General features: G+C 39.5%; 23 protein-coding genes. 22 read left to right on the plus strand and 1 reads right to left on the minus strand.

Annotated features, from left to right (window positions below; genetic code table 11):
* Nucleotides 1-97 precede the first annotated feature (97 nt).
* From CZ487_RS04470 to mtnA, 4 genes are read left to right on the plus strand one after another with little or no spacing between them, the layout of a single operon-like run.
* Nucleotides 98-1,606, plus strand: a complete 1,509-nt coding sequence (locus CZ487_RS04470; protein WP_077210973.1) for a sugar ABC transporter ATP-binding protein — start codon at nt 98-100, stop codon at nt 1,604-1,606.
* 1 nt (nt 1,607) lies between these two features.
* The gene (locus tag CZ487_RS04475; protein ID WP_077210974.1) at nt 1,608-2,609 is read left to right on the plus strand and encodes an ABC transporter permease; all 1,002 of its coding nucleotides are present in this window, start codon (nt 1,608-1,610) and stop codon (nt 2,607-2,609) included.
* A 14-nt stretch (nt 2,610-2,623) separates the two neighbouring features.
* Nucleotides 2,624-3,862, plus strand: a complete 1,239-nt coding sequence (gene mtnK, locus CZ487_RS04480; RefSeq protein ID WP_077210975.1) for an S-methyl-5-thioribose kinase — start codon at nt 2,624-2,626, stop codon at nt 3,860-3,862.
* A gap of 1 nt (nt 3,863) precedes the next feature.
* A complete protein-coding gene (gene mtnA / locus CZ487_RS04485; protein ID WP_077210976.1) occupies nt 3,864-4,928 on the plus strand; it encodes an S-methyl-5-thioribose-1-phosphate isomerase in 1,065 nt (354 codons plus the stop codon).
* A 94-nt stretch (nt 4,929-5,022) separates the two neighbouring features.
* Here the strand turns inward: mtnA and CZ487_RS04490 are convergent, their stop codons facing one another.
* Nucleotides 5,023-5,784, minus strand: coding sequence for a DeoR/GlpR family DNA-binding transcription regulator (locus CZ487_RS04490; protein ID WP_077210977.1), 762 nt, complete (start codon nt 5,782-5,784; stop codon nt 5,023-5,025).
* Nucleotides 5,785-6,096: 312 nt separating this feature from the next.
* On the opposite strand from CZ487_RS04490, the gene CZ487_RS04495 reads away from it, so the two are divergent.
* From CZ487_RS04495 to CZ487_RS04580, 18 genes are all read left to right on the plus strand, one after another.
* A complete protein-coding gene (locus CZ487_RS04495) occupies nt 6,097-6,903 on the plus strand; it encodes a class II aldolase/adducin family protein (protein ID WP_077210978.1) in 807 nt (268 codons plus the stop codon).
* 16 nt (nt 6,904-6,919) lie between these two features.
* Nucleotides 6,920-8,560, plus strand: a complete 1,641-nt coding sequence (locus tag CZ487_RS04500) for an aldehyde dehydrogenase family protein (protein WP_237562800.1) — start codon at nt 6,920-6,922, stop codon at nt 8,558-8,560.
* A gap of 8 nt (nt 8,561-8,568) precedes the next feature.
* A complete protein-coding gene (locus CZ487_RS04505; protein WP_077210979.1) occupies nt 8,569-8,889 on the plus strand; it encodes a BMC domain-containing protein in 321 nt (106 codons plus the stop codon).
* An 11-nt stretch (nt 8,890-8,900) separates the two neighbouring features.
* A complete protein-coding gene (locus CZ487_RS04510; RefSeq protein ID WP_077210980.1) occupies nt 8,901-9,203 on the plus strand; it encodes a BMC domain-containing protein in 303 nt (100 codons plus the stop codon).
* Nucleotides 9,190-9,576 carry a BMC domain-containing protein gene (locus CZ487_RS04515; protein WP_077210981.1) on the plus strand — a complete coding sequence of 129 codons (387 nt, stop codon included), beginning with the start codon at nt 9,190-9,192 and terminating at the stop codon, nt 9,574-9,576. The genes CZ487_RS04510 and CZ487_RS04515 overlap by 14 nt, the downstream gene beginning before the upstream one ends.
* Before the next feature lie 29 nt (nt 9,577-9,605).
* Nucleotides 9,606-9,881 (plus strand): BMC domain-containing protein, encoded by a 276-nt coding sequence (locus tag CZ487_RS04520; protein ID WP_077210982.1) that lies wholly within the window; start codon nt 9,606-9,608, stop codon nt 9,879-9,881.
* Between the two features lie 51 nt (nt 9,882-9,932).
* The gene (locus CZ487_RS04525; protein WP_077210983.1) at nt 9,933-10,208 is read left to right on the plus strand and encodes a BMC domain-containing protein; all 276 of its coding nucleotides are present in this window, start codon (nt 9,933-9,935) and stop codon (nt 10,206-10,208) included.
* A gap of 89 nt (nt 10,209-10,297) precedes the next feature.
* Nucleotides 10,298-10,885, plus strand: a complete 588-nt coding sequence (gene pduL, locus CZ487_RS04530; protein ID WP_077211855.1) for a phosphate propanoyltransferase — start codon at nt 10,298-10,300, stop codon at nt 10,883-10,885.
* A gap of 14 nt (nt 10,886-10,899) precedes the next feature.
* A complete protein-coding gene (locus tag CZ487_RS04535) occupies nt 10,900-11,184 on the plus strand; it encodes a EutN/CcmL family microcompartment protein (RefSeq protein ID WP_077210984.1) in 285 nt (94 codons plus the stop codon).
* Nucleotides 11,181-12,512, plus strand: coding sequence for a CoA-disulfide reductase (locus tag CZ487_RS04540; protein WP_077210985.1), 1,332 nt, complete (start codon nt 11,181-11,183; stop codon nt 12,510-12,512). Before CZ487_RS04535 ends, CZ487_RS04540 begins: the two co-directional genes overlap by 4 nt.
* A 48-nt stretch (nt 12,513-12,560) precedes the next feature.
* Entirely contained in the window at nt 12,561-13,403 is an 843-nt protein-coding gene (locus CZ487_RS04545) for a CoA transferase subunit A (RefSeq protein WP_237562801.1), read from the plus strand.
* Nucleotides 13,397-14,122 (plus strand): CoA-transferase subunit beta, encoded by a 726-nt coding sequence (locus CZ487_RS04550; protein ID WP_084783122.1) that lies wholly within the window; start codon nt 13,397-13,399, stop codon nt 14,120-14,122. The genes CZ487_RS04545 and CZ487_RS04550 overlap by 7 nt, the downstream gene beginning before the upstream one ends.
* Nucleotides 14,123-14,249: 127 nt before the next feature.
* Nucleotides 14,250-14,666: an acyl-CoA thioesterase gene (locus CZ487_RS04555; RefSeq protein ID WP_077210987.1), complete on the plus strand. Its 417-nt coding sequence runs from the start codon at nt 14,250-14,252 to the stop codon at nt 14,664-14,666.
* A gap of 90 nt (nt 14,667-14,756) precedes the next feature.
* Nucleotides 14,757-15,980, plus strand: coding sequence for a benzoate/H(+) symporter BenE family transporter (locus CZ487_RS04560; protein ID WP_077210988.1), 1,224 nt, complete (start codon nt 14,757-14,759; stop codon nt 15,978-15,980).
* A 318-nt stretch (nt 15,981-16,298) separates the two neighbouring features.
* Nucleotides 16,299-16,742: a hypothetical protein gene (locus tag CZ487_RS04565; protein ID WP_077210989.1), complete on the plus strand. Its 444-nt coding sequence runs from the start codon at nt 16,299-16,301 to the stop codon at nt 16,740-16,742.
* Between the two features lie 18 nt (nt 16,743-16,760).
* Complete coding sequence (locus tag CZ487_RS04570; protein WP_077210990.1) at nt 16,761-17,315, plus strand: hypothetical protein; 555 nt, start codon at nt 16,761-16,763, stop codon at nt 17,313-17,315.
* A 23-nt stretch (nt 17,316-17,338) separates the two neighbouring features.
* Nucleotides 17,339-17,917, plus strand: coding sequence for a polyhydroxyalkanoate biosynthesis repressor PhaR (locus tag CZ487_RS04575; protein WP_077210991.1), 579 nt, complete (start codon nt 17,339-17,341; stop codon nt 17,915-17,917).
* A gap of 24 nt (nt 17,918-17,941) precedes the next feature.
* Nucleotides 17,942-19,003: an alpha/beta fold hydrolase gene (locus tag CZ487_RS04580; RefSeq protein WP_237562802.1), complete on the plus strand. Its 1,062-nt coding sequence runs from the start codon at nt 17,942-17,944 to the stop codon at nt 19,001-19,003.
* Nucleotides 19,004-19,104 lie beyond the last annotated feature (101 nt).

Consider the following 19,104-nt stretch of genomic DNA (forward strand, 5'->3'; position numbering starts at 1 on the left):
TTCAGCTTATAAAGATTCATAGAAGTATTGATTCCAAAAAGGCTTATTAAACAATAGGCTGTTCACTTTACGTTCTATTTTCCATGGAAGGAGGATCATGGGTGTGCCAACATTACTTGAAATGAAAAACATCTCAATTGAGTTTCCTGGTGTTAAAGCATTAAATGAAGTGAATTTTACTACAGAAACAGGAACGACACATGCTCTTATTGGAGCGAATGGTGCTGGGAAATCTACGTTAATGAAAGTTCTTTCTGGAGCTTACAACCACTATACTGGTGAAATCTTTATTGATGGAAAGAAAGTAGATATTCGTTCACCAAAGGATGCTCAAGATCAAGGTATACAAATTGTATATCAGGAGGTTGATACGGCACTCGTTCCTTATTTAACAGTTGGTGAAAATATTATGCTTAATGAGACTGTTAACGATATGGGAAAAGCTCAGTTTGTCAAATGGAAAGCAATTCATAAAAGAGCAGCTGAAATACTAGAAAGCATGAATATTAATGTATCATCAAAAACATTGGTCAGTGAATTAACATTGGCGGAAAAACAAATGGTGCTTATCGCAAGATCGGTCTCCAAACAATGTAAATTTCTCATACTTGATGAACCGACGGCTCCGCTTAGTCAATCCGAAACAAAGGAACTTTTTAGAATTGTACGAGATTTAGTGAAGCAAGATGTTGGTATTATATTTATCTCTCATAGACTGCCTGAACTTTTTGAAATATGTGAAGAAATAACAGTGATGAAAAATGGAGAGTTCGTCATTAAAGAGAAAATAGCGGAAACATCTCAAAATAAAGTGGTGGAATATATGCTTGGGGAAAAACTTGAAGAACAGTTCCCGAAGTACCACGGTGAAATTGGAGAAAATGTCCTGACAGTGGAAGGACTTCATGATACAGGCTTAGTGAAAAACTTCAGCATGCATGTGAACGAAGGTGAAATTGTTGGCATAGCTGGTTTAGTTGGTGCGGGCAAAACAGAAATTTGCAAAGCGTTATTTGGTGCTTCTAGAGTTACAGCGGGAGAAATCACGATTAGAGGCAAAAAAGTCAAAATAAAGAATCCGAATGATGCTGTCAGCAAGGGGATTGCGTTGGTACCGGAAGAAAGACGGAAAGAAGGAATTTTAGTTCAAGAATCTGTTGCTGCTAACCTTACCTCTGCGAGTTTAAGTAAATTCTCAAAGTTTCTTAGCTTTGTAGACTATAAGAGTGAGAAGAAGATATCTAAGGAAATGATCACAAGCCTTGGTATTAAAACACCGTCTGAAGAAACGTTGGTGCAAAATCTTTCAGGGGGAAATCAGCAGAAAGTTGCGATAGGTAAATGGCTGATAGCAGATGCTGATGTGTATATTTTTGATGAACCGACAAAGGGGGTAGATGTTGGTGCAAAAAAGGATATTTTTGAGCTTATATCTGGTTTAGCTCAACGCGGAAAATCAATCATCTATGCTTCCTGTGAACTATCCGAAATTCTCGGAATTACCGATCGTGTCTATGTTGTGTACGACGGCGAAGTAGCAAAAGAATTAGAAACCAATGCAACAAATGAAGAAGAATTACTATTCTATTCAACAGGAGGTAAATAGGATGAGTGCGGTAAATCCTGTTCAAAAGCCTGCTCCGCCTAAAAAAGGGTTTGAGCTGTTTGAATTTCTATATAAGTATGGAACGATTGTAACGATCTTTCTTTTAATTGCGATTTTTGCGATTGCAAATCCAAACTTTATTCAAGGTGCAAACATCGTTAATATCTTAAGATCGATTTCGATCGTGACCATTATTGCGATAGGGATCACAATCTCCTTATCTGTCGACGGTTTTGATTTATCTGTAGGTTCAACGGTGTCCCTTGCGAATGCGGTTGTTATTTCGATGTTTGTTTGGTTTTCACAAAATATCTTTGTTGCTATTTTGGCAGCGATTGCAGCAGCGCTTCTTGTAGGTGCATTTAATTCATTTATGATTGTAAAAGTGAAAATTCCAGATATGTTAATGACGCTGGCGACGATGTTCATCATCCAAGGGATCGCATTAACGTATACAAAGGGAGCAACTGTTTCTCAAAACATGGTTATGCCTGATGGGACATTCTCTGAAGGGGTAATCCCGGATATTTTCGGAAAAATAGGTCAAGTACCGTGGATCATCGTCATTATGGTTGTCGTGGTTGCAATTGTTCATATCTTTTTAAACTATACGAAACACGGCCGTTACATGTATGTAATCGGCGGCAATAAAGAAGCTGCTAGATTGTCTGGTATTCCAGTAAATAAGTATAAAGTATTTGCTTACCTGCTGTCTGCAACATTTGCTGCGATTGGCGGTATTGTTCTGGCTTCCCGCGTAATGACAGCTGAAATTAACTCAGGTGCTCCATACTTAATGGATGCAGTTGCAGCGGCGTTTATTGGATTGTCTGTATTGGGAGCTGGGAAACCGAATGCTTTTGGAACCTTTGTTGGTGCTGTGTTAATTGGTATCCTTTCCAATGGGTTGGTGATGATGTCCGTACCTTATTACGCTATGGATATCGTAAAAGGAACTGTTTTGGCTCTTGCTCTTGCATTAACTTACTATAAAAAGAAGTAATTGGAGGAATCGTGATGAAGGACTTTACTAAAGAGTATTTTACGATGACTGAAGAAGATGCTGTGGATTATGCGAAAACAAGGATGGAATTTTTCCAGAATGACGCGGAGTTAACTTGTAAAGAAATTGGTGATGGCAACCTAAACTATGTTTTTAAAGTTGTTGACACGAAAAATAATAAATCTGTTATTATTAAACAAGCTGGACCTGTCGCGCGAATTTCTGATGAATTTAAATTATCTCCTGACCGCAATCGGATTGAAAGCGAAATTCTGCAGCTGCAATACAAATTAGCACCGGGTTTTGTTCCGGAGGTCTATCAATACGATCCAATTATGAATTGTTGTGTAATGGAAGATATGTCAGACCATGAAATGATGCGGACAGCATTAATTAATCATAAAAAGTTTCCGTTATTTGCAGACCATATCTCTACTTTTCTAGTAAATACGCTTTTATTAACTTCAGACGTAGTCATGGATCATAAGGAGAAAAAAGCGCTGGTTAAAAGTTTTATTAACCCGGAGCTTTGTGAAATTAGTGAGGATTTGGTCTATACTGAGCCATTTTATGATTGTCCGCGAAATGATGTGTTTCCTGCTACAAAGGAGTTTGTACAAGAACATATATGGAATGATTCTAATTTAGTGCTTGAGACAGCGAAGTTGAAGTTTGAATTTATGACGAATGCACAGTCCTTGATCCATGGTGATCTTCATACCGGATCTGTCTTTATAAAAGAAGGTTCAACAAAGGTTTTTGATCCGGAGTTTGCATTCTATGGACCTGCTGGATATGATATCGGGAACGTCGTTGCGAACCTTCTATTTGCTTATAGCAACGCGAAATTTACAATTGCTGATGAAGCGGCTAAAAAGGATTATTTGTATTATTTAGAGAACACGATCAGGGATATTATCGACTTGTTTATTGAAAAATTCTCAAGAACTTGGGACGAAAAGGCAACGGAACCGGTTGCAAAGGTTGATGGTTTCAAGGAATACTATTTAGGTACTATTTTAAGAGATACCTCAGCGGTTGCTGGTCTTGAACTAACGAGAAGAATCATCGGACTTGCGCATGTAAAAGATATTACATCGATCACAGATCCTGAAGCGCGTTGCCGTGCTGAGAAAATGTGTCTAACAATAGGAAAGTCATATATTCTTAATAGAGATACAATGAAGTCAGGCAGTGATTTTGTTAATGTCATTATTGATGCCGAACAACAGCTTTTAGAGGAGGCAGAATAAATTGGAGAACCCAGTAACAGTTATTCAATCGGTAAAACTAGACGATGAAAATAGCAAATTGATTTTATTAGATCAAACATTATTGCCGAACGAAACGGTGTTTTTAGAATTAACTGAAATGGAAGATGTTTGGGATGCAATCTATCAATTAAAAGTGCGCGGAGCACCTGCGATTGGGATTGCGGCAGCATATGGTGTTTATTTGGGAACGAAAAAGTCTAATGCTGAAACTTTTGAGGCTCTCTTTGAAGATTTCAAGAAGGTCAAAGATTACTTAGCATCTTCAAGACCGACTGCTGTCAATCTTTTCTGGGCGTTAAACCGGATGGAAGACCGCTTTAAGAGTGAAGAAGGAAAGAGTGCTGCGGAAGTGAAAGCTGCTTTAAAAGAGGAAGCAGAATTAATTCGTGCAGAAGATGAAAAGATTTGCGAATCTATTGGAGAGTATGCCCTATCTCTGCTTGAACCAGGTATGGGAATCTTGACGCACTGTAACGCAGGAACGATTGCGACTGCAAAATATGGCACTGCTCTAGCGCCGATTTATTTAGGTCAAGAAAGAGGCTATGATTTTAAAGTGTATGCGGATGAAACAAGACCGCTGCTTCAAGGAGCACGTCTTACTGCATGGGAGCTTCAGCAAGCGGGCGTTGATGTTACATTGATTTGTGATAATATGTCTTCGATTGTCATGAAGGAAGGCAAGATTCAAGCGGTATTAGTAGGCTGTGATCGTGTAGCAGAAAATGGCGATACAGCCAATAAAATTGGGACATCAGGTGTAGCTATTTTGGCTAAACATTATAATATTCCTTTTTATGTTTGTGCACCGTTATCTACCGTTGATTTAGATTGTAAAACGGGTGAAGATATTCATATTGAACTGCGTCCATCTGAAGAAATCACTAGCAAATGGTATGAAAAACCGATGGCACCTCAGGATGTTAAAACTTATAACCCTGCTTTTGATGTAACAGACCATTCATTGATTACAGGTATCATTACAGAAAACGGAATTGCGTATGCGCCATTTACAGAAAGTCTGCCTAAAATGTTTAAAAAATAATTAAAAATACGTAAGAGCTGGATCCTTTTGGGATTCAGCTCTTTGCTTTGTGAAACAAAAAAGCCCTGGAAGCGCCAGGGTAATGGTTACCTTATTATTCACATTCAAACAGACTTATATTTTGCTCACTTAAGAACTGTTTCCATTCTGGTGAGAGGCTTTTATCAACGACAACATTGTCAATTAAGTCGAAATCACAAATTCTCGCAAACGATGTTTTATCAAATTTGGTATAGTCGGCAATTAAGTAGACGTTATTTGCGTGTTCTGCTGCAAGTTTGCGAATGGCCGCCTGCTGTTCGTTTGAATCTGTAATTCCGTGCTGCATGCTTACAGATCTGCAAGAAATAAACGCAGTGTCAAAGAAATAATGATTCATTGTATATTCAGCACTTCTTCCAACGTTTGATAATGATGAAGGTGATAAAGTACCGCCAATCACAACAATATTAATGTTCTTTTTATCAATTAAAGTATTAATGACCTTAATTGAATTAGTGACGACAGTGAGTTTTTTATCTTCAAGCATGGTGGCGATTACCAGGGAAGTGGTTGATGCATCTAAGAATATAGAATCGCCATTTTTGATCATCGAAAGACATCTGCTGGCGATTTTTCTTTTCCCTTCGACATGAATATGCTCTCTTAAATTCACGTTCACATCATTTTGGACTCCCTCTGAAATGAATGCGCCGCCATATGTTCTTGTTAAAACACCTTCTTCCTCTAGCTGCTTTAAGTCACGTCTAATGGTTTCTTCCGTTACTTTGAATATATTAGTGAGCTCGGAAACGGTTACACTTTTTTGCTCCAGAATAATTTCTTTGATTTTGTTTTTTCTTGCGATCGGAAGCATAGGCCTTCTCCTTGATTTTAATGTTTTATAGGAAGATTATATCATATTTTGTTGGTTTTTAGTATGAAAAATAAAAACAAACATACATAAACTTAAAGGTAATCACAATATATAACGAGTTTTATTTTGTTTTTTAGAGAAATCATGAGTAAAACAACACAAAACACACATAAAACCAAAATAAGAATTGACAAAAACAAAATAAAGTAGGAAAATCGATAATATAAAGTAGAAAAGAATTACGTGTGATTCCACATAAGTAATGAGGAGATTAGCGTGCTTTAAGCATACTATCCTAAGGAGCTGTATTTAATGCTTGATAAACAAAAATATTATTCTGACTTCGAAGCAAAGAAATTAATTTGTGAGATTGGTAGAAGAATTTATGCAAAAAACTTCGTTGCTGCAAACGACGGTAACATCTCGGTAAAGGTTGGACCTAGTACAATCTGGACTACACCGACAGGAGTTAGTAAAGGATTTATGACTCCAGATATGATGGTGAAAATGGATTTATCCGGAAAAGTACTATCGGGAAAAATGAAACCGTCTTCAGAAGTGAAAATGCATCTTCGTGTGTATAACGAAAATCCTGAGGTCAATGCTGTCGTTCACGCCCATCCCCCTGTGGCAACTTCCTTTGCAATTGCAGGGATCGCGCTGGATAAGCCGGTATCATCTGAAGCTGTTGTGCTGTTAGGAAGAGTACCGCTGGCTCCATATGCTTTGCCAGGTACACAGGAAGTACCGGATTCTGTTGCACCGTTTTGTAAGGACTATAATGCTGTGCTGTTAGCCAATCATGGTGCTCTTACATGGGGAACAGACCTTATTCAGGCATATTACAGAATGGAATCCCTTGAACACTATGCACTGATGTTAATGTATTCTAACAACATTATTAATAAAGTAAATGAACTAAACTGTGATCAAGTCTCTGATCTCATTATAATCAGAGAATCAATGGGAATAAAAACAGGTGGAGTTCCACCGTGTGGATTAGGAGATTCAGAAATCAGTCCTGCTAAACAGCCTGATCACACTCCCAGCAAGGATGAAATCATTGAAAGTGTCGTAAGAAAAGTAACGCAAGAGGTTCTCAAAAACTATGTAAAGTAGTGGAAGGAGACTAGGAATGAGTATCAATATGACTGATCAGGACATTCAAAAAATTATTCAATCTGTACTGCAGAATATAGAGACTGCAGTAAGTCCGCAAAATAATAAACAGGCTGAACCAAATATAAAAGAGAAGCCTGAAATTGTACCAATCCAAATGAAGAGAACTACCCATATAACTAAAGAGAAACCAGCAGAACCGCCAAATAGAATGCTTAAGTTTCCAGGATTAGTAGATCCAATTCAACATAGAACGAAGGTTTCACCTAATGCTGCTGTATCTAAGCATACTAGTTACATGGGTGTCTATGAAAATATGGATGATGCGATAGAAGCTGGGTATAAAGCTCAAATTGAATATATAAGAGAATTCCAGATGAAAGACAGAGAGAAAATATTAGAGGGTATTCGTACCGCAATCCTCGAAAGTAAAGAAGATTTAGCAAAGATGGTACTAGAGGAAACGATGCTTGGCCGCTACGAAGATAAAGTTGCAAAGCACGAATTAGCAGCAAGCAAGACACCTGGTACGGAAGATTTAAAAACAGATGCTTTTTCTGGAGATGCTGGTCTAACCATTGTAGAGCAGGCTCCCTTTGGCTTAATAGGAGCTGTGACGCCTGTTACGAATCCAACCGAAACAATCATTAACAATAGTATTGGGATGCTTGCTGCAGGGAATGCTGTTGTGTTTAATGTTCATCCATCTTCTAAACGTTCTTGTGCGTTTGCAGTAGATCTGATTAATAAAGCAATTAAGAAGACAGGAGGTCCAAATGGCCTTGTCACAATGGTGAAAGACCCAACCTTAGAAACGATGCAAGAGTTGATTGATAGTCCCAAGGTGAAATTGCTAGTTGGTACAGGTGGTCCAGGCTTAGTCAAAACATTACTGAAATCAGGCAAGAAGGCAATTGGTGCTGGAGCAGGCAACCCTCCTGTTATTGTTGATGAGACAGCAGATCTTGAACATGCTGCGAAATCGATTATTGAAGGTGCTTCGTTTGATAACAACCTGCTTTGTATTGCTGAGAAAGAGCTATTTGTAGTCGATTCTGTTGCGGATGATTTAATTTTTAACATGCTAAACAACGGTGCTTATATGCTCGATCAAGAAGAGCTTCGCAAGGTGATGAGCTTTGCTCTTGAAGAGAACGTCAAACAAGAGGCAAGAGGCTGTTCGCTCGATAATAAGAGAGAATTCCATGTTTCGAAAAATTGGGTTGGAAAAGACGCGCAAGCTTTCCTTAAACAAATAGGAGTCAACCCGCCTAATGATGTAAAACTATTAATCTGTGAAGTTGACTTTGATCATCCATTCGTCCAGCTTGAACAGATGATGCCGGTCTTCCCAATCGTAAGAGTTCCAACCTTAGATGAGGCGATTGAACTGGCGGTCTTAGCTGAACATGGAAATAGACATACAGCGATCATGCATTCACGCAATGTAGATCACTTAACTAAGTTTGCAAGAAGAGTTGAAACAACTATATTTGTAAAAAATGCTTCGTCGCTGGCTGGAGTAGGTTTTGGCGGAGAAGGTTATACAACCATGACAATCGCAGGACCAACAGGGGAAGGAATTACGTCAGCCAGAACATTTACAAGGCAAAGAAGATGTGTTTTAGCTGAAGGAGGATTTCGAATCATAGGGTAGGTGATAAGATGTCGAAGGCAGTAGGTCTTTTAGAAGTTCAAGGGTATAGTGTAGCACTTGCTGCAATGGATAAAGCTTGTAAAGCAGCTGAAATTACAATTGAAGGAATTGAGGTCAATAATCCTGCTCAAGGAGACATGGCGCTGATTCCTGTAGTTGTCCAAGTTAAATTTACTGGTGGAGTTTCTGATGTGGAAATTGCTTTAGAAACAGCTGCGCAAGAGGCCAGCAGATATATTGATGAAAACGATATTCTTACCCGTCTAATTCCGTCAGTGATGGAGGAATTACAACCATTACTCTCCATTGGAAAAGTAAAGAGAAAATAAGAGGGGTGGGGATGTTGAACAAATCTGTTGGTTTGCTTGAAGTCGTTGGTATGGTGACAGCAACTGCCTGCATTGATGCTATGGTAAAATCGGCTTTTGTTGAAGTTCATAATATTAAAATGATTGGATCTGGGATGATTACGATTGTCATAAAGGGAGATCTCGCCTCTGTGAAAGAAGCTCTTGAAATGGGGAAAGAGACAGCGTCTCGGTTTGGAGAAGTCGTGTCTGTCCGAGCGATTGCAAGACCGTACGAAGGGCTTGAATCATTAATAGATCCAATTGAAAAAGGTGGTAATAATGAAGAAGTTTGAGGCGCTTGGAGTAGTCGAAACACAGTATTTTACCATCGCTATGGAACTGCTGGATGGAATGTGCAAATCCTCAGATGTTGAGTTCCTCACAAATGAAAATTATTTAGGTGGAAGGCTTGTCACGTTAATTGTTGGCGGAAGTATCTCCGATGTTTCAGTGGCAGTGAATGCGGCGAAACAAATTGCCGAGGGGAAAGAAAATAGTCCTTTAAAAATGGCGCTTGTTATCACAAACCCTCATGCGGAGATCATGAAGTATATTATTCCGTCAGAACGGGAACCTGACTTAAATCCTTCGGAGGAAGCAAGCCTTGAGGAAGAACCTAAAGGTAAAACGAGAGGAAGACCAAAAAAGACCGAGGATAATAATTAATAGATTTCAATATTAAGGAGGATTTTATCATGAATGGATCATTAGGAATTATTGAAACTAGAGGATTAACAGCAGCAATTGAAGCAGCGGATGCGATGCTTAAAGCAGCGAATGTCGAGGTTGTTGGAAGTGAAAAGATTGGTTCAGGTTTAGTGTCCGTTATTATTCAAGGAGACGTAGGTGCTGTGAAAGCTGCAACAGAAGTAGGTGCAGAAGCGGCTCAGCGTGTTGGAGAATTAGTGGCAGTGCATGTAATTCCAAGACCACATGGAGATATTTCAAAGCTTATTCCGAATTTAAAATAGTAATAGTATGAAATTATAAAAAAATCATATTGAATTTTAGGAGGACTTACGATGAGTGGATCTTTAGGAGTTATTGAAACAAGAGGATTAACAGCAGCAATTGAAGCAGCAGATGCGATGTTGAAAGCAGCGAATGTTGAAATCGTTGGAAGTGAAAAAATCGGCTCGGGATTAGTATCAGTCATCGTTCAAGGTGAAGTAGGTGCCGTGAAGGCTGCAACAGAAGTTGGCGCAGAAGCGGCCCAGCGTGTCGGTGAGTTAGTCGCTGTACATGTAATTCCAAGACCACATTCTGATGTTGCGAAATTACTGCCATTTTTAAAGTGAGACGGTGATTTGCCGTGAAAATAAACCAAGTACAATTAATTGAGGATATTACGAGATTAGTAGTAGCAGAACTTCAAAATCATCAACTTATGGAAAAGACGAAAAAAACGCATGTTCCGGTAAGTATTTCAGCAAGGCATCTTCATTTGCAGAGAGAGCATGTTGAGAAACTTTTTGGCACAGGCTATGAATTAACCTATTTTAAGGAGATATCGCAGCCTGGTCAATATGCCTGTAATGAAAAGGTTACCTTACAGGGGCCAAAAGGGATGATTGAAAACGTCCGAGTATTAGGACCGTTAAGGAAGCAAACACAAGTTGAAATATCGATGACGGATGCAAGGAAACTAGGAGTGAATCCCCCGGTGCGGCATTCTGGAGACCTAGCAGGCTCAGCGCCGCTTACATTGATTGGTCCTAAGGGGACGGTTATGTTGGAGGAAGGCTGCATCATTGCTGACCGGCATATTCATATGACTCCAAATGATGCCCGAAAGTTCGGTGTAAGTGACAAACAAAAGGTTTCTGTCGTGGTCGAGGGTGTTAAGGGCGGCGTCATGGGTGAAGTTACCATCAGGGTGAACGAACGTTATGGATTAGATATGCATATCGACACGGATGATGCTAATGCTTTCAATTTAAAAGGAAACGAACAACTTAAAATAACCGTTGATTAATGGAGGTTCTTATCATGATGATTGGCAAGGTGGTAAGCAAGGTAGTGTCCACAAGAAAATATGATAGTTTGCAGGGGCTCAAACTGCTTGTTATACAGCCTTGCTATGGTGATAAGGGGGCCTGCTTTGTAGCAGCAGATGAGCTTGGTGCTGGAGAAGGAGAACTCGTGCTCGTTTCTACTGGAGATACGGCCAAGCACGCCTTAAGTAAAAACACACCAATTGATGCGATTGTCGTGGGGATTATCGATGTTGAACCGACGATTGATGCCGCAGGGGATGCAGGTGATAAACGATGAAGCTGGTAGTAATTGGAGGGGTAGCGGCAGGAATGTCTGCTGCCTCTAAATTTAGAAGACTGAATCCAGATGCGAAAATCGTTGTCTATGAAAAAGGAAGCTATTTATCATATGGTGCTTGCGGGCTTCCGTACTATGTTTCTGGCGAAAACGATGATTATACAAAAATGATCGCAAGGACGAAGGAACAGTTTGAGGCAATGGGTATGGAGATTCATCTTCAGCACGAGGTCGTCAAGGTGGTACCTGAAAAGAAACAAGTGATGATTAAGGACCGTTACAGCAATAAATTATTTATTGATACGTATGACAAGCTTATGGTCTCGACTGGCACGATTCCATTGATTCCTCCTTTCCCTGGCAGAGATTTAGCGAATATTCATGTTCTTAAAACGCTGGAGGATGGAATTGTTTTGAAAAAAATTGCCGATCAGCCAAGTATAAAAGATGTTGTCATTGTCGGCGGTGGTTATATTGGTATAGAAGTTGTTGAGGCGATGCTTCGCTTAGGGAAAAGAGTCAGGGTGGTAGAACTTGCTGACCGAATTCTTAGAACGTTTGATTCGGAACTAACGGAGATGGCTGAACAAGAGCTAGTGGAACATGGAGTTGAACTGAACCTAGGAGAAAAAGTGGAAGGATTTATTGGGACTGATACAGTTCAAGCAGTACAAACCGATAAAGGTCAATATCGTGCAGACTTAGTACTCCTCTCGATTGGTGTAAAGCCAGCAACAAAATTTTTAGATGGTTCAGGGATTTCACTTGCCGAAAATGGGGCTGTGATCATTGATAGGGAAATGAGAACAAATGTAAAAGATGTCTATTCTGCTGGTGACTGTGCACAGGTGTATCATAAAGTTATGGAAGAAAACGCATTTATCCCACTTGGAACAAATGCTAATAAATGTGGACGACTAGCGGGTGCTAATATGGCCGGACAGCATCAAAAATATGTAGGTACGCTTGGAAGTGCGGCCATTAAGGTTTGCAATCTGGAAATGGGGAGAACAGGGCTTTCTGAGTTTGAAGCACAGAATTTAGCGATTGATTATAGTACTGTTTTTGTAAAAAGTGCTGATCATCCAGGCTACTATCCAGACCAAACCCCTATTTGGATCAAATTAATTTGTGAAAAGAGAACAAGAAGGATCCTTGGTGCGCAGGCTATCGGCCAAAAAGGGGCAGTTCTTCGAATCGATATCTTTGCCGTTGCCATTCATAATGGGATGTCAGCAGATGAGCTGGGGATGACTGATTTAGTTTACGCTCCGCCATTTGCAGGAGTCTGGGATGCTGTTCATATTGCTTGCAATGCGGTAAAATAACCAATTCTTATAATAGGATTGGACTTCATAGAGGAGTACGGAGGTGCCGTGAAATTGAAGAAGGTTGTTAGTTTAAAAGAGGCAATTGGAATCATCAATGATGGGGATATGGTTTCCTTTGGCGGGAATGTCCTTCACCGGGCTCCAATGGCGGCTGTGAGGGAAATTGCCCGGCAGCATAAACGAAATCTAAGGATAGTCAAAACAGCTGGTGCTCAAGACGTTGACCTGTTGTGTGCGATGGACTGCGTTCAGTCGGTGGATGCTGGTTTTATCAGCTATGAAACAAAATACGGACTTGCAGCGCATTACCGAAAAGGGGTGCAAGAAGGCAGGATTAAAGGGAATGAGCATGCTTGTTACACAGTCATCTGTGCGCTGAGAGGTGCGGCCATGAACGTCCCGTTTATGCCGGTAAAAGGCCTTAATGCAGGAGATTTGTTATTAAAAAATGACTATTTTGTCGTTGTTGAAGATCCGTTTGGAGGGGAACCAGTTACTCTGGTAAAGTCCTTGATGCCAGATGTGGCGGTCATTCATGTGCAGGAATGCGATATTAAGGGGAATAGTATAATTCATGGACCTAAATTTGAGGATATTTTAATAAGCCGGGCAGCAAAAAAAGTCATTGTGACAACGGAACAAATTGTACCAGAAAGCAAGACAAGACTTAACGCTGAACGGGTTGATATTCCTGGTTTCTTAGTAAATGCTGTAGTCCATGTTCCCAATGGGGCTGCTCCAGCTGCATGTTATCGAAAGTATGAGGTTGATGATCAATCATTATCTGCTTTTATAGCGATGAAAACAAAAGAAGAAATACAAGAATACTTAAAAGGATATGAAACAAAAGATTATGTTGGGGAAAGGATGGCTGGACGCATATGGTGAACACAGATTACAGAATCAGCGATATCATGACATGTGCGATTGCAAATATGCTCCGAGACGGTGAAACGGTCTTTCATGGGGTCTCTTCTCATTTGCCGATGGTTGCCATGATGCTTGCTAAATCCTTACATGCCCCTGATTTAGTTCATTTAAACATCCCTGGAGGTGTTAATCCAGGCTCCATTCATAAAAGCTCATACTCTTCTGCTGGATCAGATTTATTGGCAAGTGCTGAAAGCTACTTTCCGCTGGAACAGGTTTTTGATCTGTCGATGCGCGGTAAGCTTGATGTAGCTTTTCTTGGGGGAATACAATTTGACATAGATGGGAATATCAACGCTTCTGTTATAGGTGACTACCATAAACCAAAGGTGAGGCTGCCTGGAGGAGCTGGAAGTGCCGTTCTTATTCCTACTGCAAAAAAAGCAATCATTTGGAGAACCAAGCATGACAAGCGAACGTTCGTGGAAAATGTAGATTTTGTTACAACTCGGGGAAATCTATGGAGGATTGTCACACCTTTATGCGTGTTTGAATTCCGTAATGGAAAGCTGCATCTTGAAAGTATTCATCCAAACTCGAGTTTGGATGAAGTCAGAGAGAATACTGGCTTTGAGCTTCTTTATGATGAAATTAAATACACCGAACCTCCAAGTAAACAAGAACTGACGATGTTGAAAAAGATTGATCCGCATGATTACCGTTCAATTGAATTTTAACTCTTGAAAACCTTAGTCGTGAACCTTTACTAAGGTTTTTTTGTGCAGTTTTTTATGTAATGCAATGATAGCGAGGTGGTTCATAATGTGTTAGAATTATCTGAAAAACAGAGAAGGAGGATTAATAATGAAAAGTGATTATCAATTTTCGCATCGTTTAAAGGTTCGTTACTCCGAAATAGATGGTCAAAAGATCGTTTTCAATGCACATTATCTCACTTACTTGGATATTGCAGTTTCAGAATATTTTGAGGAAGGGGTGGGGCTTGATTTACATAGTTTAGCAGAGAGCGGTGAATTTGATTTTGTGCTGGCAAAGTCCACGTTGGAATATAAGAGTCCGGCAAGGCTGGGGGATTGGCTGGATATTTGGTGTAAGACCGGCAGAATCGGAAACTCTAGTATAACGATGAATTTTATGATTACGAGAGAAGGAGAGGAAGATCCGTTATTACTTGCAGAAATTATTTACGTTAGTTACAACGTTTACAAGAATTCCTCTCAGCCAATACCAGAACATATCCGGGAGAATAGAGAGTTTTGAAGGCGGAAATTAAAAGTTTCGCTTCCATTAGTAAAAAATGCGTTATAATGATGTGACAGGTAAATACGTTAGCAAGGAGAATTTATCTTGATGAAACTTCAAAACCTAGTCACTCCATTTCCTTTAAAAGACTTAAATCAAAAAAATATATCAGCGGGGCTTGTATCAGGAATCTTTATCATTGCCGGCCCTACTGCTTTAATACTGGAAGCTTCTGCGAGTGGCGGATTTACGATGGCGCAGACGATTATGTGGATCTTTTCCGTGTACGTATTTGGCGGATTGTTTGGGATCTTTGTTCCTTTATATTATCGAATGCCGATTGTTGGCGGACATTCCATAACAGGAGTCGCTTTTCTGGCAACCGTCACTACACAATTTACTTTCCATGAGCTACTAGGTTCGTATATTATGTCTGGTTTGTTGATGCTGGTTATTGGAGTGCTAGGATTTTTTTCTAAATTAATTAAATTTGTCCCAAAAGAGATTATTTCGGCCATGCTTGCTGGAATGATTACAAAATATATGGTGAACTTTATTATTTCTATTAATCAATTGATTGCCGTTGGTATTGCAGCGTTGCTGGCATTTTTGATTACAACGAGGTGGAGAACAAAGGTACCTCCGATTATCGCTGCGATTCTGACAGGTTTCATTGTACTATTGCTTTTCTATCCGTTAAGCAGTGGTGAGTGGTCATCGGGACTTTTCATTCCACAAATCCAGCAGCCTGAGTTTAACATGCTGAGTTTCTTATCGGTAGCGGTCCCGCTTGCTCTTGTTATTTTAAGTAATGATGCAGCGGTAGGTCTTAGCGGTTTAGAGCAGAATCAGTATCGTCCTCCTGTTAATAGATTAATTTCGCTGAGTGGTATTTTCTCTTGTATTGCCAGTTTCTTTGGCGGACAGTCAGCAAATGTAGCCGGAATGGCAACAGTTATTTGTGCGGATAAGGAAGCGGGTCCAAAGGAAAAAAGATACATGGGTGCGGTTGTCTCTGGAGTACTGCTCCTGGTATTCGGAGTATTTGCATGGAAGTTGATTCCGTTCATTCAAGCGCTGCCCCAAGAATTTATATCCATGATCGTTGGTTTTTCTTTACTTGGAGTGTTCGGGAACAATCTGCATATTGGTTTCTCCAAACCAACTATGAAGATTAGCGCCTCGTTTGCCTTCATGATTGCATTGTCTAACATTACCATTTTGAATATTAGTGCTCCTGTTTGGTCGCTTTTAATCGGAACGATCCTGGCGAGGTATGTTGAAATAGATACGATGACTAAAATCGAGGAAAAGGTAAAAGATACAGCCTAATATGATACATGCATTAAAAGTCGTACGGTGATCCGTACGATTTTTTTGATATAAAATATTCAATCCTAAGTCTAGTAATTTTTACCCAAAAAGGAGTATTAAAAAAATAAACAAATTTTGAGTTGTCACGGTGAGTGGGTTATGTTGGCATGGTTTTTGCATAATTAATAATTAGAGTTTAGCCTTGTTCAGTTATTGATGTGTGTGTTGGTTTTTAGCATTAAGGACGGGGATGGGGTTAGAAGAGATACATAAGACAGATACCCTTATATTGAAACTGCCGTAAAACTAGACAATCAAAAGAGAAAGGTATTGTAGATGCCGGACAGCATAATAAAAGAAGAAGTGTATAAAGAGTACAAGAAGCTAGAAGATGATTGTAATCGAAAAATGAGACAATTAGTCAATTGTACTCATTTTGTTAGAAGGTTACAAGAGATGCTGGATGTTCACATTCAAGTAGTTGAGATGAAAAGGAAGACTATAAGGGGCTTGTTAGACACGATGAAAGTTCCCAATAAAGATGACTTTGCGTGCTTAGCAAAAAAGGCCATAACAAATGAAAACAAGGTTGATCATTTGGATGATCTGCTATATGAACTGCTGCAAAACCAACACACCAATAAACTTGCAATCATATCTCTAAAAGCAGCTCTGCAGAATTTGTCAAAGAGTTTGGAAGAGGAATCTTTTCAGACTCATAGAATAGATTATCTGAGGAGTGAGCTAAAAGAGATAAAAAAACTCTTTCGTGAAGATTAATAAAGGAGGAACTACGGGATGACAAACAGTTTAGAATCAGAGAAAAAAACAACAAGCATTGACCTTCTATGGGAACAGGCTTTAAGGGAAGTGGATGCTTGGGTGGACTGTGCCAAAAAACGTGAGGATGTACTTTTAAATTCTACCAAACAGTTTGCTGAAAACCTGAAACGTAACCAACAGAACATAAAGGAGCTGGCAGAACAGTTTTCCAGCGAATTACGTGCCTGGGACAGAAAATCCAAGGAGGAATTTTTAACTGCAACTGCAAGTCTTCATTATATTTTTCCTGTGAAATCCTTCGAAGAGATCAATGAACAATTAGATAATGCCGACCATAAAGCAGCGGAACTTACATCAACGGCTCTCGGCAGCTTAGTGAATGATGAACAGATTAACAGGTTGATTGCTTCAGTCGAGCAGTCCATTGAATTCAGAAGGAAAAATAGAGAGCAGTATGTGAATAGTGTTAAAGAAACTGCCTCAATCATTCGAGATAATCAACGGGCCTTGCTCGAAATCATGTCTAATCAAGTGAAAAATCTATTTTTTCCGTTCCATAAATATGTATAAAGAGATGATTGGAGGAAACGTCAATGTCAAATAAAACATATGATCCTTATGAGATGTTTAAGAAATATACGGATCAATGGGAAAAGCAAATGAATGATATGATCCATTTATGGTCTAACACTCGTGAATTTGTACAATATGCAAAGGCAGGAACAGACTCCCATACATGGTTCCTGGAGCAATTAAGAAAAAATCAAGAGGTCCTTATCAGTCAATGGAATCTTCCAACGAAAAAGGATGTGGCGAATGTAGCCAAATTATCCATCCAAACAGAGGAAAAGCTTGATTCATTGGAAGAACAGCTCTGGAAGCTGCAGGATTCAGTCGACTCATCTAATAAAGAAATTGAGAGTATTGTAGAAATATCCAGTGATATTATTAAAATTACAAAACAGCTAAAGTCTGAGCTAACCAAAACGAAAAAGGATTTAGCTGAAACGAAAAAGCTTCGTTCTGAGCTTGAAGAACTGCGTAATGAGATAGACGATTTAACTAGTTTAAAAGAGGACCTCTCGGTATTAAAAGCGGTTATGAAGGATGATCATGATACTGAAGTCAAGACTGAAGAAGAGCAGGAGCTGCTTGCAGCAAATACAAAGTAATAACAAGTATTAGGAGGAGAAGCTTTGGCTACAGAAACAATCCCAAAAATAGATTTTGAAAAAGAAATCAAACGTTGGAATCATTTTATGAATATTATCCATGAATCAGACCCAGAGGTGAACCCAACCCCAAGGCAAGCCGTTTGGAAAAAAAATAAAGCAACATTATGGCATTATCGTGCGGAAGAAAAGAAATACGATACGCCTATTTTCATCATTTACTCTCTCATCAACCAACCGTTTATTTTAGATTTAGCTCCAGGTTCGAGTGTAATTGAAATATTTGTGCAGCGGGGTTATGATGTATATTTATTAGACTGGGGCATCCCTGGATATGAGGATAAGGATATCAATATTGATGATTATATTGTTGATTATATCCAAAAAGGTGTTCGTAGAGCCTTGAGACATTCAGGAGCAGAGGAGATCTCAGTTCTAGGCTATTGCTTAGGAGGTACTTTTGCATCCATTTATGCTGCCATTGCAAAGGAACCCATCAAGAACTTAATCGTGGCAACAGTCCCGATTGATTTTAGCGTTTCTTTTGTACCAGATAAATGGGCTGAGGGACTGCGAGATGGTACCATCAATATTGACCGATTTATTGATGTTTATGGGGTAGTTCCTGCAAGCTATGTCGAGGGGATGTTCCGTTCGATTACATCGCCAATCTATAATAGTCCTTATTTGACATTATTGAATCGTGCCTATGATAAAAAGTTTGTGGAGAAATGGCGCCGCATGAATAGCTGGACGAGCGGACATATCCCATTTGCGGGAGAAGCATTCCGCCAGCTAAATAACGACCTTTACAAAGAAAATAAGTTAGTGAAAAATGAAATGACCATACGAGGTGAAAGAGTTCACTTAGGGAATATTAATATGAGTTTATTAGTAGTGAATGCGAAGCATGACCATCTTGTTTTAGAGGAGCAAAGTCTGCCTCTGTTAGATTTGGTTTCCAGCGAAGATAAGACTTATGAACTCGTGGAAGCAGGTCATATTTCATTGGCGTTGTCAGGCAAGCTTGCTTCAATTGTGAATGAGTGGTTAGCGAGCCGGTCAGGGGAAGCAACAACAAAATAAATCAGAATAGTTTTACTGTTTTGACATACAATAAAAGTGGGAGGAAGGACGAACTTCTTCCCCCCCCCATATTGAAGTGCTGCAATATACATATCGTAAGA

Origin of the sequence: Robertmurraya dakarensis, assembly GCF_900156875.1 — a bacterium.
GTDB lineage: Bacteria > Bacillota > Bacilli > Bacillales > Cytobacillaceae > Robertmurraya > Robertmurraya dakarensis.

What these genes read in the sequence shown, in the direction of transcription:
- CZ487_RS04570 (WP_077210990.1), top strand. Translation starts at nt 16,761, where the DNA reads ATGACAAACAGTTTAGAATCAGAGAAAAAAACAACAAGCATTGACCTT.
- CZ487_RS04540 (WP_077210985.1), top strand. Translation starts at nt 11,181, where the DNA reads ATGAAGCTGGTAGTAATTGGAGGGGTAGCGGCAGGAATGTCTGCTGCC.
- CZ487_RS04565 (WP_077210989.1), top strand. Translation starts at nt 16,299, where the DNA reads ATGCCGGACAGCATAATAAAAGAAGAAGTGTATAAAGAGTACAAGAAG.
- CZ487_RS04575 (WP_077210991.1), top strand. Translation starts at nt 17,339, where the DNA reads ATGTCAAATAAAACATATGATCCTTATGAGATGTTTAAGAAATATACG.
- pduL (WP_077211855.1), top strand. Translation starts at nt 10,298, where the DNA reads ATGGAAAAGACGAAAAAAACGCATGTTCCGGTAAGTATTTCAGCAAGG.
- CZ487_RS04535 (WP_077210984.1), top strand. Translation starts at nt 10,900, where the DNA reads ATGATGATTGGCAAGGTGGTAAGCAAGGTAGTGTCCACAAGAAAATAT.
- CZ487_RS04500 (WP_237562800.1), top strand. Translation starts at nt 6,920, where the DNA reads ATGAGTATCAATATGACTGATCAGGACATTCAAAAAATTATTCAATCT.
- CZ487_RS04525 (WP_077210983.1), top strand. Translation starts at nt 9,933, where the DNA reads ATGAGTGGATCTTTAGGAGTTATTGAAACAAGAGGATTAACAGCAGCA.
- CZ487_RS04475 (WP_077210974.1), top strand. Translation starts at nt 1,608, where the DNA reads ATGAGTGCGGTAAATCCTGTTCAAAAGCCTGCTCCGCCTAAAAAAGGG.
- CZ487_RS04560 (WP_077210988.1), top strand. Translation starts at nt 14,757, where the DNA reads ATGAAACTTCAAAACCTAGTCACTCCATTTCCTTTAAAAGACTTAAAT.
- CZ487_RS04495 (WP_077210978.1), top strand. Translation starts at nt 6,097, where the DNA reads ATGCTTGATAAACAAAAATATTATTCTGACTTCGAAGCAAAGAAATTA.
- CZ487_RS04510 (WP_077210980.1), top strand. Translation starts at nt 8,901, where the DNA reads ATGTTGAACAAATCTGTTGGTTTGCTTGAAGTCGTTGGTATGGTGACA.
- CZ487_RS04490 (WP_077210977.1), bottom strand. Translation starts at nt 5,784, where the DNA reads ATGCTTCCGATCGCAAGAAAAAACAAAATCAAAGAAATTATTCTGGAG.
- CZ487_RS04555 (WP_077210987.1), top strand. Translation starts at nt 14,250, where the DNA reads ATGAAAAGTGATTATCAATTTTCGCATCGTTTAAAGGTTCGTTACTCC.
- CZ487_RS04550 (WP_084783122.1), top strand. Translation starts at nt 13,397, where the DNA reads ATGGTGAACACAGATTACAGAATCAGCGATATCATGACATGTGCGATT.
- CZ487_RS04515 (WP_077210981.1), top strand. Translation starts at nt 9,190, where the DNA reads ATGAAGAAGTTTGAGGCGCTTGGAGTAGTCGAAACACAGTATTTTACC.
- CZ487_RS04470 (WP_077210973.1), top strand. Translation starts at nt 98, where the DNA reads ATGGGTGTGCCAACATTACTTGAAATGAAAAACATCTCAATTGAGTTT.
- CZ487_RS04520 (WP_077210982.1), top strand. Translation starts at nt 9,606, where the DNA reads ATGAATGGATCATTAGGAATTATTGAAACTAGAGGATTAACAGCAGCA.
- mtnK (WP_077210975.1), top strand. Translation starts at nt 2,624, where the DNA reads ATGAAGGACTTTACTAAAGAGTATTTTACGATGACTGAAGAAGATGCT.
- CZ487_RS04505 (WP_077210979.1), top strand. Translation starts at nt 8,569, where the DNA reads ATGTCGAAGGCAGTAGGTCTTTTAGAAGTTCAAGGGTATAGTGTAGCA.